The sequence below is a fragment of the Pirellulales bacterium genome (assembly GCA_036499395.1).
Classification (GTDB): Bacteria; Planctomycetota; Planctomycetia; order Pirellulales; family JACPPG01; genus JACPPG01.
In genome coordinates, this window is record DASYDW010000106.1 from 14,836 (window position 1) to 28,394 (window position 13,559).

The 13,559-nt window shown below is 56.3% G+C and carries 14 protein-coding genes; 8 read left to right on the plus strand and 6 right to left on the minus strand.

Annotation, left to right across the window (positions count from 1 at the left end; genetic code table 11):
• Positions 1 to 125 precede the first annotated feature (125 nt).
• Positions 126 to 500 carry a ribbon-helix-helix protein, CopG family gene (locus VGN12_19355; GenBank protein ID HEY4311612.1) on the plus strand — a complete coding sequence of 125 codons (375 nt, stop codon included), beginning with the start codon at positions 126 to 128 and terminating at the stop codon, positions 498 to 500.
• Positions 497 to 805 (plus strand): type II toxin-antitoxin system RelE/ParE family toxin, encoded by a 309-nt coding sequence (locus VGN12_19360; protein HEY4311613.1) that lies wholly within the window; start codon positions 497 to 499, stop codon positions 803 to 805. The genes VGN12_19355 and VGN12_19360 overlap by 4 nt, the downstream gene beginning before the upstream one ends.
• Here the strand turns inward: VGN12_19360 and VGN12_19365 are convergent.
• A complete protein-coding gene (locus VGN12_19365) occupies positions 780 to 1,226 on the minus strand; it encodes a hypothetical protein (GenBank protein HEY4311614.1) in 447 nt (148 codons plus the stop codon). The two genes, VGN12_19360 and VGN12_19365, sit on opposite strands and share 26 nt — an antisense overlap.
• 50 nt (positions 1,227 to 1,276) lie before the next feature.
• On the opposite strand from VGN12_19365, the gene VGN12_19370 reads away from it, so the two are divergent.
• Both VGN12_19370 and VGN12_19375 read left to right on the plus strand, forming a co-directional pair.
• Complete coding sequence (locus VGN12_19370; protein ID HEY4311615.1) at positions 1,277 to 1,603, plus strand: type II toxin-antitoxin system RelE/ParE family toxin; 327 nt, start codon at positions 1,277 to 1,279, stop codon at positions 1,601 to 1,603.
• Positions 1,600 to 1,959 (plus strand): helix-turn-helix transcriptional regulator, encoded by a 360-nt coding sequence (locus VGN12_19375; GenBank protein ID HEY4311616.1) that lies wholly within the window; start codon positions 1,600 to 1,602, stop codon positions 1,957 to 1,959. The genes VGN12_19370 and VGN12_19375 overlap by 4 nt, the downstream gene beginning before the upstream one ends.
• A gap of 308 nt (positions 1,960 to 2,267) precedes the next feature.
• On the opposite strand, the gene VGN12_19380 is transcribed toward VGN12_19375, so the two are convergent.
• The 3 genes from VGN12_19380 to VGN12_19390 form a co-directional block, all read right to left on the minus strand.
• Positions 2,268 to 3,005, minus strand: a complete 738-nt coding sequence (locus VGN12_19380) for a hypothetical protein (GenBank protein HEY4311617.1) — start codon at positions 3,003 to 3,005, stop codon at positions 2,268 to 2,270.
• A 53-nt stretch (positions 3,006 to 3,058) separates the two neighbouring features.
• Positions 3,059 to 3,268: a hypothetical protein gene (locus tag VGN12_19385; protein ID HEY4311618.1), complete on the minus strand. Its 210-nt coding sequence runs from the start codon at positions 3,266 to 3,268 to the stop codon at positions 3,059 to 3,061.
• Positions 3,269 to 3,662: 394 nt separating this feature from the next.
• Positions 3,663 to 5,513: a ParB/RepB/Spo0J family partition protein gene (locus VGN12_19390; GenBank protein ID HEY4311619.1), complete on the minus strand. Its 1,851-nt coding sequence runs from the start codon at positions 5,511 to 5,513 to the stop codon at positions 3,663 to 3,665.
• 189 nt (positions 5,514 to 5,702) lie between these two features.
• On the opposite strand from VGN12_19390, the gene VGN12_19395 reads away from it, so the two are divergent.
• Positions 5,703 to 5,828 (plus strand): hypothetical protein, encoded by a 126-nt coding sequence (locus VGN12_19395; GenBank protein HEY4311620.1) that lies wholly within the window; start codon positions 5,703 to 5,705, stop codon positions 5,826 to 5,828.
• A 63-nt stretch (positions 5,829 to 5,891) separates the two neighbouring features.
• Here the strand turns inward: VGN12_19395 and VGN12_19400 are convergent, their stop codons facing one another.
• A complete protein-coding gene (locus tag VGN12_19400) occupies positions 5,892 to 6,164 on the minus strand; it encodes a hypothetical protein (protein HEY4311621.1) in 273 nt (90 codons plus the stop codon).
• A 773-nt stretch (positions 6,165 to 6,937) separates the two neighbouring features.
• On the opposite strand from VGN12_19400, the gene mobF reads away from it, so the two are divergent.
• The 3 genes from mobF (at position 6,938) to VGN12_19415 (ending at position 12,796) form a co-directional block, all read left to right on the plus strand.
• On the plus strand, positions 6,938 to 9,586 hold the full coding sequence (gene mobF / locus VGN12_19405; protein HEY4311622.1) for a MobF family relaxase: 2,649 nt from the start codon (positions 6,938 to 6,940) through the stop codon (positions 9,584 to 9,586).
• Positions 9,576 to 9,995 carry a hypothetical protein gene (locus VGN12_19410; protein ID HEY4311623.1) on the plus strand — a complete coding sequence of 140 codons (420 nt, stop codon included), beginning with the start codon at positions 9,576 to 9,578 and terminating at the stop codon, positions 9,993 to 9,995. The genes mobF and VGN12_19410 overlap by 11 nt, the downstream gene beginning before the upstream one ends.
• A 209-nt stretch (positions 9,996 to 10,204) precedes the next feature.
• On the plus strand, positions 10,205 to 12,796 hold the full coding sequence (locus tag VGN12_19415; protein ID HEY4311624.1) for a dynamin family protein: 2,592 nt from the start codon (positions 10,205 to 10,207) through the stop codon (positions 12,794 to 12,796).
• On the opposite strand, the gene VGN12_19420 is transcribed toward VGN12_19415, so the two are convergent.
• Positions 12,793 to 13,281, minus strand: coding sequence for a hypothetical protein (locus tag VGN12_19420; GenBank protein ID HEY4311625.1), 489 nt, complete (start codon positions 13,279 to 13,281; stop codon positions 12,793 to 12,795). The two genes, VGN12_19415 and VGN12_19420, sit on opposite strands and share 4 nt — an antisense overlap.
• Positions 13,282 to 13,559: the final 278 nt, after the last annotated feature.

Sequence of the window (13,559 nt, forward strand, 5' to 3'; positions counted from 1 at the left end):
GCGACTGAGCGCAGCAGTCCAGGTGGAACCCCCGGCGGGGGGACCGCTTGCGGTGGGCACCTTGACGGCGAGCACGGTCGCTACAATGTGACCTTCATGAGATTGAAGTGGGTGGGAGCTTTTCTATGGCTTTGAATGACATGCTTAAAACGAGATACACAAGGCAATTTGTCTTCGGTCGGCACCTGCTAATACATGGAAATGCCTTGCGCGAAGCTGTAATCAGCTGTATGCTTAGGGATGCCAACGACTGCTGGGGGAATATGAAAAAAGTCGCCATCACCTGCCGCCTGGACGGCGAAGTCATTGCTTTTCTTGATCAACTTGGAGAACAGCTTGACCGCGATCGCAGTTATCTGATCAAAGACGCGGTGGAACAGTATGTTCAATTACATCGCTGGCAGATTGAGGAAGTGCATAAGGCTATTGACGAGGCGGATGCCGGTCGATTTGCGACCGATCAAGAGGTTGCCGCGACGTTTGACGAGCTGACCCGGTGAGGATTGTGTGGCTGAAAAGTGCCGTAGAATCATTACGCTCGCTGCATGCCTGGATCGCCACGGAAAATCCCATCGCCGCTCGCCAGGTCGCTCAAGCAATTCGCACGGCGACGTTTCGCCTCGGTGATTTTCCGTCATCCGGACGCATCGGCATGGTTCCGGGCACACGCGAGATCGTGCTGGCGAATCTGCCCTATTTAATTGTCTATCGTATTCACGACCAGCGCGTCGAGATTCTCCGCGTGTTTCACACGTCGCGGAATTATCCTTCGATGCGGGCTACTGGATTTCCGCCAGTCGTTTGAGGGCTTCGCGTTTGCCCATGCCGCGAATCGCTGCAACTTTGGTGATCTGGCTTCGGCGCGGCTTGGCCTTTTTGGCTTCCCAGTTGTAGATGGTCAGACCGGAGACCCCGACCAGCTTCCCGTAATCCGCCGCCGAAAGCCCGAGCTTGGCGCGATGGGTTTTGAGGCCGTCGGCGCGGAACCGCATTGGCTGACCGCTATCGGCAATTGCCGGAGCAGCGTTATGCGGTGAATTGCTGCGAAGTCCCTTCTTGGACATATGTTTAATGCCACGATGAAGCTGGGTTAGCTGCTTCCGTAGGCTGGCGATATCCCGGCGGTGCTGAGCAAGGAGCTTGCGGACGACCTTGCCTTGACGGTTGATCTGGCGATTGGCGACCCGGCGCATCTGGTCATTAAGGACCATCATGATGTTTGGCATAGGGGCACAAATATACCCTAAATAGGGTATACGTCATCCCCCCCTGTTAAATGCAGGCAGGTTATGGGCGGCCACATTTTTTCCTTGCCTTCCATGTAGCTTTAAGCTACATTAGATATGTGCATAGGATCGAATATTCCAAGTCGGCGTTGAAATCGCTGCGACGGATGCCGCAGAACATGGCGGAAATCATCCGTCGGAAGATCGCCGAACTTGCCCGCGATCCTTATGCACGGAATACGAACGCGACCAAGCTCCAGGGACGGAAGGGATACCGGCTTCGGGTGGGGGATTGGCGTGTGCTTTACGAAATCGACGGCGTGCGCGTCGTCATATTGATTGTTGATATAAAACCGCGTGGAGGCGCTTACCAATGAAAACCGAGATTATTGAACGAAAAGGCAAACAGTTCGCCGTGGTGCCGCTCAAGGAGTTTGAGCGGCTGGTCCACGACGCCGACATGTTGGAAGACATCGCTGGCTATGACGAGGCGAAGGCGAGGAAAGACGAGATGTTTCCGTCCGAAGTAGCGGACCGCCTGGTTGACGGCGAAAGTCCCATCCGAGTCTTCCGCGAGTATCGCAAGCTGACCCAGGAACAACTCGCCAAAGCTGCGGGGATCGCCAGGGCGTATCTGACGGAACTTGAAGGCGGTAAGAAACAAGGATCGGTCACAGTCCTTAAGAAGATCGCCGACGCATTGAAGCTGGAATTGGACGACATTATCGCTTAGAAACTCTCTCGTCCTCCGGATAGTTGCTCAAGCCGCCGGCATTGAGCGTCAAAGCCTATATCGAGCCCTTTCATCTAACGGTAATCCCCGCCTTTCCACCCTTGTCGGCGTCATGAAGGCCATCGGTCTGAAATTGACCGTGGAGAATGCCCGTCCGGCTCACCTATAAAGCATCTAGTGTCGAGCAGGATCTGGGCAAGTTCCAGCCGCTCGGCGGAACTGGCGGCACAGAAATTGACGGGTGATGCTCTCCTGAGCATGCGCCCGTTTGGATCGAAACCGCTATTTCGCACCAGAATGATCTCGCATTACCGGGGCTTCTCAAAGACCATGCAGGTGTCGTGCAGGCCGGGGATGAAGCTGGTGCGGTAGATCTTGCGGCTACTGGATGCCCCGTGGCCGAATCGGATGATATCGGTGCAGGACTGGATCATGCCGCAGGCCAGGGCCAGACGCTTGGTGTGATAGGTGAGAGGAACGAACCCGGCCTCGCGGTCGGGATAGTCACCCATGAGGATGACGAGCTTGCCGCCGGGCTTGAGGGCGGAAGCAGAGTTACGGATAAACCGGCCATAACGGCGGAGGAACTCCTCCAGCGTGGGACAACGGGAGAGGTCTCTCGGATCGTCGGCGTAGAGCTTCTGCCGCCAGTAAGGCGGGTGAGCCCAAATGAAGTCAAAGGTCTCGGCCGGCGGGAAGTCGACCGGATCGCAGGCATCCTGTCCTTGATGGATGTCCCAGGAGATGCAGGGGATAGCCAGTTCGTCACAGACGTCCCGGCAGGTGCCGGAGCCGCTCATGGGGTCGAAGACCAGACTGGGCTGGAAGTAGAGCAGCAGGTCCTTGATCAGGTTCCCGCCGCAGTTGCCGGGATACTGGCGCGAACCATACTCGCCGGCACGGTCGAAATGATACAGGCTGGTCAGGTGCGGCACCGGACTGGCGTTGACGGGCGCCGCCGGCAGGCGGGCATAGATTGGCGTTCGGCTCGGAAGTGCTTCCGCGACTACGGGTGCTGCGTAGAAGGGGTTGATTGTATTGCGCATAGGTAAAATCCTTTCTGAGGTAAGGGGCGGGCCATGCGGCCCGCCCGCGGGGGTCAGTCCTTCTTCTCGGAAGCGACGCGGAAGGTGATTCGTCCGTCGAGGGGAACCAAGCCGTCGAGCTGGGCGTTAAACCCTTTGCCGTCGGCGTGGACCCAGGCGGAGCCGATGCGGGTCCAGAATCCTTTGCCCCCTTTGCTCTCGCGAACGTGATAAACGACGTGGCTCGGAGCTTTGGAAGCGGCGGTGTTGGTGTTGTCAGTCATGGTGTAGTTCCTTCATTTTGAGTTGTCCGACCGCGCCCATCGCGGCCTGATGGTACGTGGAACAAAGCCGGACCAGTCCGGGGCGATAGCGTACCGGTCAGGCGAAAGACGGAGGGTCCCCGCAGGGGAAACCGTCTTGGCAGCTTGACCGGCCCGGCGCCGGCTTTAACGTGCCCATCGAATAGGCCGAATGGGAGCGGATCGGAAGCCAAGGCATGAAGGGCACCCCTGACTGCACATGAATCCAACCCCGCGCGCCCGAAAGGCGCGCGGCCACGTCGTAAACGACCCTCCGCGCGGGAATGAAAGGCAAAGAAGCGGGCCGATCGGGGTGCCCGACCGGCCCACGGCATACATTATAGATAAGGACACACTCGACGAACCCCGTAGCGGTTCACTTCGCCTTCGCTTCGGGTCGAAGATTCGACGGTAGCCAGCGATTGACCGTCTCGGCCAACTTGGCATCTTCCAACTTGCCCTCGGCGGCATCTGCAAACAACTTCTCCAGCGACAACACCAATTCCGTCTTCTTCCGATCGTCGGAGGGTCGGTGCATCACTCCGCCACGAAGCTCGCCGATCAAGTCCGCCAATTGCACCTTCTGGTAACTCGACAACCACGCCGCATCCGGACGCCAGACCTCTCGCATGTTTACATCGAGTTCACCCGCCAAACGTTCGATGAGTGCCGTTCGCCGTGACATATGGGCCGACAAGCACTCTGCGGTCAGTAGTTCGATCAAGGCATCCAACTTTTCCTCGGACAATTTGCACAACCGTTCATATGATTCAACGTCATTATGAGGGGCTTTCTTGATAAACGGGTCAATCTCTGCCCGACGCTTCCGTAATGCAGTTAAGGCAGGGGATGCAAATCCCTCGGTACGGTCGGCATGGACCGTGGTGCTGTTCGCGTCATGCCGAATCGACAATGCCTCAGAGCGGATGCGATCATGCAGAATCAGCACCAATACTCGCTTCCCCACTAGCCGCTGCTCCAAAATCGCCTGCCGCACGGCAATCGCCTGCTGCGTAAACGTCGTCACAAGTTGCCGGTCGCTCAAATCACCAGCGGTCGGGGGTGCATCGGGTGCGAGGGCTGTTCCATCATCTGGTCCCTTCCCTTCACTGCCGTTAACCCCCTTGGCCTGCTTGGGAACACGATACTCCCGACATACGCTGCCGTCGAGGTCGAGCATAAGAAATACCGTTCCCTTGGCCTTGGTCGCTTCGCTGTATTTTCGGGGCGCTTCGGAATGGAGTTTGCCCGCCTCGGCATTGAGGGCATCCAGTTCCCCCTGCAACGCCGCCGCCCGGTCCATATCCTCTTCTGGCACCTTGGCAATCTTCCCCTCGACGCGCTCCCACCGCTTATCAATCGCCACCAGCTTGCGGATCGTCTCCTCGTCATACTCCACTTGCGCCTCGGTCATCGACCAGAGCCGATCCTGTACATCGGCCTTGGGTCCGATGATGACCTCTTTCCACCCGTCTTCGGTCAAAGCCTCCCGCTCTTGAACCAGTGCCGTAGCCTGAGCCTCCATAAACGCGGCTCGCTCCACCAGTACGCGCTGGCCAAACAAGTCCCGGCTCACCGCCGCTGGCGACAATATAGATACATCGAACACGGCATTCCCTGCATCGATCCACGCCGCCGCGATGACATTCCGCACCTGTTCGGCATGGCGGGGATGGCCGTTTAACTCCTGCCAGACCGTCAGTTGCCGCTCCTTGGGCACTGATGTGAACACCTCCGCCGTCCCGGTGTCGATAGTTCCTTCCCGGTAGGCCGTCTTGATGGGGTTGGCGAGAGTCGCCAGCTTCATCCTCTGCCGGACATAATGATCCTTCACGCCAAACTGGGCGGCGATGCTCTCGGCGTCCTTCCCTTCCTCCCCCGCCAACCGGGCAAAAGTCTCCGCTTCGTCCAGCGGGTGCATCCCCTCGCGGGCGAAGTTCTCCGCCAGCGACAACGCCTCGGCGGAGACATCATCCGCTTCCCGCACCATGCAGGGAATCTTGATGGTGTTCTTCTCCTGCTGGTGGACCTCACACAACGCCGCCAGCCTGCGGTTCCCAGCAATTACCTGAAACCGCTTGCCCACTGGACGCACCACCAGCGGCTCCAGCAACCCAAACGACTTGATCGACGCCACCAGTTTGCGATGGGCCTCCCGATCCGGCTTGACTCGACGCGGATTGACCTTCCCCGGCACGACCTTCGATAGCACAATGTTCGCGTTCATGGCGAACCTCCAGTAAATGGAAAAGCTCGCGATGGACGGCCTTGGGCCACAAAGCCCACAGGCAATTCTTCCCATCCACCGCTCATGCCAGAGCCATGGGGCGGTGGATGGGAAGAAGCCCCCACCGGCGGGGACGGGATGCGGGCGCCCGCGAGGGAGTGGAAGGAGTGACAGGCGGTAGCGCAGCGCTTGGCACGACCGGCAGCGACCGAGCCAGCCAGCGGCGCGGCAACGCCGGAGATCATCGTCGCGGGGCAGCGCGCTGCGTCGCTACTGCTGCATCTTCTGGATATGGGGATACATGCGCTGGAATAAAAAAGAACCGTCCGGTGATGACAATCACCGGACGGTCGGAAGAACCTAATTGTGTGCCGCACATTATGCGGCAGCGGACTTCGCCGGGCGCTGCTCGGCGGTGAGCTGCAATATCCGCGTATGAGCGGCGTTGGCGAGTTTTGCCAGGACCAGAAGGTCATCGCGCCCGAAGCTGGCGGTGGAGTACCATTGGCCCTCGGCGTCGCGATAGAGCCGCTGGAGCGTGAGGTTAAACCAAGCGCCCTTCTCGCCTTCGTTCCGCCAGAGGGCGGCCTTGATGTTGCCGATGCGGATTTCTTCGACCGGACGGACTTTGTCGGACTGTTTCTTCGCCATGATGCACGCTCCTGTAAAAAGGGTTTGAGTTTCCGTTCACCAAAGCGTGACGGAGGGCTCAAACCCGCACCGGGAGCGTAAACGCGGCCGGATCGGTTGCGGCGGGAGGGCGCGGCAAGAGCAAGGTCGATGTGACGGATGTGATTTTTCTTTGCCAGGCAAACTCGCCAGGGGCGGTCACGCGAAAAATCATCGACGGCACGAGGCGTTGCCCCGCGGGCGTAGCCCTTTAGCCGACCAGAGCAATCGATCCGGTCGCGGGCTTTGGCGAAGAAGGTCTTGGCAATGGCAGACAGATCGAATTGCACGGCAATAGGCAGCTGTATGGAGAACGAGGGTCGGAAGGCTGTCGAGTCACGAACAGAATTCGCATTTTTTTTCGCGACTGGGCACGGGGCTGCGGCAAATAGAGAGGTAGAGGCGGGCGGGATATGCGTCCATGTCATGGTCGCGCAAACCACCGTTATGCGGAATGTGGCCTCGGAAATTGCCCGCTGTAAACCGCATTGGCCCTGGTTTGTAGGCAGCGATCGCGGATCAATGTTGTCAAGCGATTTATTTTTTCACGCAACGGATATTGGAACGTGCCAAAGCGGCACATTTGATCGCATAGGTGCCATAAGCCTTGGCCAGAACGATGTGGTGTCATGCTCCTGTGCTGGAACGTAAATATCGAGAAAAGGGCCGGTTTTCACCCAGCTGTTGCGACCAATTAGCAGTGCTGCGCCGGTTAACAAATCTTAAAGAAGTCCAGATTTATACTGGAGTAACATATGCTTCGGATCATACAGAGCACCAGCAGTGCGCGCGCCAAGAATTACTTCGGCAGCGCTGACTATTACAGCGAAGGCCAGGAGCTGATTGGCCTTTGGCGCGGGGCTGGCGCTGCGCGCTTGGGTTTGACCGGCTGCATCGAGAAAAACGACTGGGATGCCTTATGTGATAACCGGCACCCATCCACCGGTCATTCGCTCACGCTGCGCCGCGATCAGGGGCGTCGCGTGGGATATGACTTCAACTTTCATCCCGCCAAGAGCCTCTCCCTGCTCTACGGCATCACCAAGGATGACCGCATCCTCCAGGCATTCCAAGCATCCGTCCGGGAGACGATGAAGGAAATGGAATCGGAGTTGAAAACCCGGGTGCGAAAGGATGGTCGAAACGAAGACCGCATCACCGGCGACATGATCTGGGGTGAATATACCCATTTGACCGCCAGACCCGTGGACGGCATTCCCGATCCACACATGCACATGCATTGTTTCGTTTTCAACGCCACGTTCGACGAGAAAGAACAGCGCTGGAAAGCCGGACAGTTTGCCGGCCTTAAAAAAGATGCCCCCTACTTTGAGGCGCGGTTTCACTCGCGCTTGGCGGGGCGGATGGTGGAATTGGGCTTGCCCGTTGACCGCACGCGCTCCGGCTGGGAAATCCAAGGATTGTCCCCAGCAACGCTCGCTAAATTCTCCAGGCGAACCGCCCTGATTGAAAAAGAAGCGGCGGACAAGGGGATCACTGATGCCAAGGAAAAGGAACAACTTGGCGCAAAAACTCGCGAGCACAAGCAGAAAGACCTGTCGATGGAGGATCTGCGTGCGATCTGGAAAGCACGCCTTTCCGATGCGGAATTGGAGAGCCTCCACCGCATTTGCGGTCGTGTAGGCGGTCCCAGCATTGCGGAAGATCAGCACGCCGCCGGCCAAGCAATCGACGTTGCCGTTGAACATTGGTTTGAGCGCAAGTCGGTGGTGCCGGAGCGGCGTTTGTTGGCGACGGCGCTGAAGCATTCGGTGGGGAGGGCATCCATTGCGTCCGTTGAGCGCGAGGCTCAGAGTCGGAATTTCATCAATGCCGAGCGCGATGGAACGCGCCTAATTACGACGCGCGAGGTCCTCAGCGAAGAAAAATCCATGATTGGCTTCGCGCGCCAAGGGAGAGGAACGTGCGCCGCGCTCCATGGATCGGACTATCGCATTCAGCGGGATTGGCTCAATCGCGATCAGCGCAGCGCCGTGCAGCATGTTCTTTCCTCCAAAGACCGCGTCATATTGATCCGCGGGGGCGCCGGCACCGGCAAAACATCCATGATGCAGGAAGCGGTCGAAGGAATCGAAGCCGGCGGCAAACGTGTACTAACCTTTGCACCCTCTGCCAATGCCAGCCGCGGCGTGCTGCGGCAGGAAGGCTTTGTCACCGCGGATACCTTGGCCATGCTCCTTATAAACAAAGACCTCCAGGACCAAGCCCGTGGGCAGGTCCTCTGGATTGACGAAGCGGGCCTGGTGGGAGCGCACGAAATGGCTCAGGTATTCGCACTGGCGGACCGGCTCGACGCGCGAGTCATTTTATCCGGTGACAAAAATCAGCACGGATCAGTCACGCGCGGAGCAGTCCTTCACCTGCTGGAAACCGAAGCCGGCTTAGTTCCGGCGGAACTCAAGGACGTGCAGCGGCAGGCCGGAGCCTATAAGCGGGCAGTAGAAGCCTTGAGCGAAGGGCGAACTGCAGATGGATTTCATCAACTCGACCAGCTTGGCTGGATCCGCGAGATTCCCGAAGCCGACCGGTACAAGGCTTTGGCCGCGGACTATGTCGCCACCGTCTCCGCGGGGAAGTCAGCGCTGGTGGTGTCCCCTACTCATCATGAGGGAGAACTCATCAGCGATGAAATTCGCGCGCAGCTTCAGCAAGCTGGGAAGCTCAAAAAAGAACAGCGCCGGTTCCCCATATTGGAAAAAACGAATTTAACGCTGGGCGAGCGCCGTGATCTGCTGAACTACCAAGCGGGCGATGTGCTCGTTTTCACGCAAAATGCCAAAGGATTTACCAAGGGCCAGCGGATTGTCGTTGACGGGAAAAACCCGTTGCCCTTGGATCAGGCTGATAGGTTTCAGGTATTTCACCAAAATATCATGCCCATTGCATCAGGTGATTTAATCCGCGTCACGCAGAACGGAAAAACCGCCGATGGCGCCCACCGCCTCAACAACGGTTCAGTTTACACGGTCAAAGGATTTAACGCGGATGGCAATATCACACTTAATAATGGTTGGGAGATTTCCAAGGATTTCGGGCATATCAAGCATGGCTACGTGGTCACCAGCCATGCCAGCCAAGGACAAACTGTAGACCGCGTTTTTGTCGGGCAGGCATCGGAATCATTCCCCGCATCATCCAAAGAGCAGTTTTATGTATCCGCTTCCCGTGCGCGCCAGCAAGTAACCCTCTACACCGACGATAAAGCAGCACTGCTGGATGCCATCGCTCATAGCGATGATCGAATGACGGCAACGGAATTGGTAACGATCCACGATCGCCGCCGACACCACGCGGTGATCGAGAGGATGGGTCAGGAACTGGCCATCCGCAAAGAAAATGGGATCGAAACACGCAAGCAGCAGGAATTGAGCCATGAGCGATAAGGGCTTGGATAAATATTTCCGGCGGAACAGCGGCGAAGCAACCGTCGATGACACCGCGCCCGAAGAAGCGGAAGTGATCGACGATATCGGCGCGTTCGGATTCGTCCGAGGCACGCGCGACCGTGCAGTCAGTCTTGAAATGAGGAAAAAGACCGGAAATATCCTGGCAATTAGCTATGGCTGGATTGAACGCATCGAGTTTAATCCGTCCGAAGGCATCACCATTCACGCTCTCGGCCAACAGATTCGCGTTCGGGGACGCAACTTGAACGCTGAAGTACGGCCCTACATCCGCCTCTTTGAATCGTTGACGCGGCACAAAGTGTCATGGATTCAGGAGACAGATGAACCAACCCAACTTTCAAGCGACATGCGAAGCACAATCGTCGAAGCGATTGAATGGGATTAATCCCAATGACCGCGTGCGGCACCGAATTCCCGATGGGAGCGACGCATTTCGACGGATAACTACGGCTAATTTGGATCCCGTACACTTTTGTAATATTCGCTGCCAAAACAGCTTAAGTTGAGAGGGTCTTTAATTTGTCTTTAATTGCAGATCAGCGTGGGCTTATTGTAATTGACATTGGTCTTTGTCAAAATCGAGTCGGAGGACTCATGGACAATTTGACTGTTCCCCTGAAGAAATTCGGTTACCTTCGCGACCGCTTAGCCTTGATCACATCCGATTTGTCTGATGTATTTGGAACATTAGGTTTTCCGCAACGAGCAAGCGATTTAACCCTCTGGCGAGAAAGGCTCCTGGAAGAACGTTTCAAAATCCTTGTGCTCGGCGATATGAAACGGGGGAAATCGACACTAGTTAATGCGCTACTCGGCGAAAGAGTTCTGCCGACGAAAAAGGGACTTGCCTGCACCGCCATCCCCACCTGCGTTCGCTATGGGGAGAAAAAGCGAGCAATCTGCTATCGTCGGCCTCCGAATGCGCCCGACGAATTGGATTTGGTGCGGGATCCAGGAGTTCTGATCAGCGCCGTGACCATCCCGGACGCGCTATACACGCCGCGCCCTGAAGATGATGTGGAAGCGGTAAAGCAACATCGATACGTGCGAGCAGAGGTGTATTGGCCAATCCCGATCTGCCGTAATGGTGTTGAAATTGAGGATACCGCAGGATTGAACGAAGGAGGGCTAGCTGGGCTGGAGCGTGCCCATGCGACCTGGGAGCAAACAAGCAGCGTTGATGCAATCATTCTAGTCTGGTCCTGTAGGGGCATTGGCCAAGACAATGAACTGAAGTATCTCAACAACCTTCGTGCCCGGGGATGGAGCTCCAAGGTGCTTTTCATCGTTTATAACCATTTCGACCACGACCGGCATGACGAAGCCGATCTAACTACGTTTCGAGCAGCAGCACGACGGCTCTTAGAGCCTGAAGGCATTAGCGACGAGCGAATATTCTTCTTATCGGCAGAGGACGCACTGAATGCCAAGGTCCAAAATGAGCCGGAGCTACTTGCCGCGTCGCGAATGCCACTGTTTGAAAATGCGATTGGCGAATACCTGATGACAAAACGGGCAGCGGCTAAGCTGGAAAAATCCGTAACCTACGCGGAACTGGCGCGGGCGGAAGCACTCTCGGATGTTCAGCATCACGCGGAGAATAAGCCGCGGGAACTAGTAGAGAAAGTGTCACAAGCCCGGCAACGTGCCACCGAATGTAAAGCGGAAGCTGAACGAATCAGTAAAGCGGTCGAGATGAAATCGCTTAACGCTGCCAAGTTTTTGAACATGGCAGTTTCAGATTCAGTTCGAACGATGATTGAGGAACTCTGTCTGGGAGTCCCAACAGCACTAAGTTCGATATCCGTCAGTTCTTGGGATGCGATATTTGATTCCGCCAGTGCAAAGCATTCACTCATGAAAGTCGCAATGAATTGGGCCGCTAAAATTGCCAAAGCTTGGCAGACTGACGAGCTTACACAATTGGTTTTGGAACACGTCCGTACATTGCGATCCGAAATAGATGATAACGCGGAGCGTGTCGAGAGCATTGCATCGGAGCTGGGAATGTTACGGGCAAAGCTTCGATCTAACGATGGGACAAATCCGGCAGCGATTCGACAAAATACAAACAAGGCCTCTAAAGATGTTCCCGAAGAAGAGGCAGTTGAACAACGTGTGACGGAAATTCTAAATGGCGTTGAATCAGATTTCTCCGCGGGTGATGGCGTGGTTGTTGCGTCAATAATCGGCGGAGTAATCACTGGGTGGTTGGCCATTGTATTCACTCTTGCCTTTCTGCCATTTGTGATAGTGGGGGCGGTGGTCGCAGGAATTTTTGGAGGAATGTCGGCAGGCGAAAGATTGAAGGTAAAAACGGTAGAATCCGTCGTGAGCGCAATTCGGCAGAAGGGGCCAGAGCTGGAACAAAGCATAGTAGAATCCGTGCAGCAGCGATTTGATGGAATGGTTGCTGCAGTAAACCTGCGACTCGGCAGACTGTGCCTACGAATTGCAGAGGGCGAATCCGAGATTGCTGGTATATTGACCGAAAGGCAGAAACAGGCAGACGCTGCATGTGATCTGTATTCGTCAATGCGGACTCGACTTCAAGAGCATGCCATTGAGCTTGCGGAGATAGGGCGGCATATCGATTCGGATCGCGGTGAGTTACCAGAGCGAGTCGGTAAGGAGTTCGGGGCAAAATTTGCCGCATTCGCAACCGCCATGGCGCCTGCTGTGCAGGAACAATCAGCAGGCGAGCACGGACTTCCAACCGAACGCGAGTTGCAGTCGAAACTAACGAAAGAGATTTGGGGACGTTTACTAACGTGTGAGAATTGGCTCAAAACTGAAGGGCTGTGGCATCCGGCATTGCGACAACGGTTGGGCACTATCTGGGCGGCGGCAATTGAGCCAATTGGAGAATCGTCTGAGAAAGAAATGGCTGTCTTTCGAGCAATTGTGGCCCTCCACGTGGCTGAGGGGGATGATGGAGTGCCTAAGCCAGAGGATATTCCTAGGCGTTGGGAAGACGACGCATTTAAGCGCCGCGTTGACAAATTGCTCGACATTGTGAGTCGAGTAGCTGAGCCGGGCTACACGCAGTCGACCGAGAATGAAACCAACGCGCCGGCGGAAAAGTTTCGCAAGGCTTACTCGCGCGCTTATAAAAAATATCGGGGTGCGGCAGAGAAAGCGGACTTAATTGATCGAAGGAACGATAAGCGAGATCGGCCCTTTTAACCGCCGCGTCGCGGTGATTGATTCGCGGTACGAGAGGGGGATGGTGCAGATATGATTGGCAACAATGGAAGCGGCCGTTCCAGCCGATTTGGCGGCGTGGCTTTTGTGCCGGGTAGCGGTTCTAATTGTAGCCAGCTTTGATCTTCATTTTGGGGTGGTGTCGCCGCCAACGTTAGGCGGCTCGGGGCGCCTGTCCTTGGGTCTTTAAACGCTAGGCCAAGGGCGGCAAAATCGTTCTCTAGCAGGTCGACCAATCGACGTGCCTGCGGGGCCGTCTCTTTAGGATAATTATCCAGAATCAGGTTGACGTTGACTTGCAGTTCCGCGGCTATGGCGTCGCGCACAACCTGCATGAGTTCCTTGAGAAGCGGGACTTTGTCACGGTACTCGTCGGGCAAATTGTCGCGGACCGCCTTGCGAACAAACTCACGTAACGCGATTGAATGGACCTTCGATGGCCCAGCTTCTTCTTCCTCATTCCCCATTGTGCATTCTCCCCCGGCGGCTCACTTCAACATGGCATAGTCGCCGCCTTAGCACAAGCATTTTCCGCAGTACCACTGAAGTCCGGAAATGTCTGGATTTCTCGCCGGGTGTCCTTTGGGGACTGGACTTGTCCAGCGTGATGTCCACATGCGTCGGTTCGGACGTGAAAAAACATTGAAAAATTTTCTAGAGGTGCGACTGAGCCAAATACCTCATTTCTGATCCGCCAAGGCGGTTTTCCGCCGCGGACAAGTACGGACGTCATGTCTTGGCTGTC

Coding starts and splice junctions, on each gene's coding strand:
- VGN12_19385 (HEY4311618.1), bottom strand. CDS start 3,268: ATGACTGACAACACCAACACCGCCGCTTCCAAAGCTCCGAGCCACGTC.
- VGN12_19415 (HEY4311624.1), top strand. CDS start 10,205: ATGGACAATTTGACTGTTCCCCTGAAGAAATTCGGTTACCTTCGCGAC.
- VGN12_19365 (HEY4311614.1), bottom strand. CDS start 1,226: ATGCCAAACATCATGATGGTCCTTAATGACCAGATGCGCCGGGTCGCC.
- VGN12_19410 (HEY4311623.1), top strand. CDS start 9,576: ATGAGCGATAAGGGCTTGGATAAATATTTCCGGCGGAACAGCGGCGAA.
- VGN12_19370 (HEY4311615.1), top strand. CDS start 1,277: ATGCAGGCAGGTTATGGGCGGCCACATTTTTTCCTTGCCTTCCATGTA.
- mobF (HEY4311622.1), top strand. CDS start 6,938: ATGCTTCGGATCATACAGAGCACCAGCAGTGCGCGCGCCAAGAATTAC.
- VGN12_19375 (HEY4311616.1), top strand. CDS start 1,600: ATGAAAACCGAGATTATTGAACGAAAAGGCAAACAGTTCGCCGTGGTG.
- VGN12_19380 (HEY4311617.1), bottom strand. CDS start 3,005: ATGCGCAATACAATCAACCCCTTCTACGCAGCACCCGTAGTCGCGGAA.
- VGN12_19355 (HEY4311612.1), top strand. CDS start 126: ATGGCTTTGAATGACATGCTTAAAACGAGATACACAAGGCAATTTGTC.
- VGN12_19400 (HEY4311621.1), bottom strand. CDS start 6,164: ATGGCGAAGAAACAGTCCGACAAAGTCCGTCCGGTCGAAGAAATCCGC.
- VGN12_19420 (HEY4311625.1), bottom strand. CDS start 13,281: ATGGGGAATGAGGAAGAAGAAGCTGGGCCATCGAAGGTCCATTCAATC.
- VGN12_19390 (HEY4311619.1), bottom strand. CDS start 5,513: ATGAACGCGAACATTGTGCTATCGAAGGTCGTGCCGGGGAAGGTCAAT.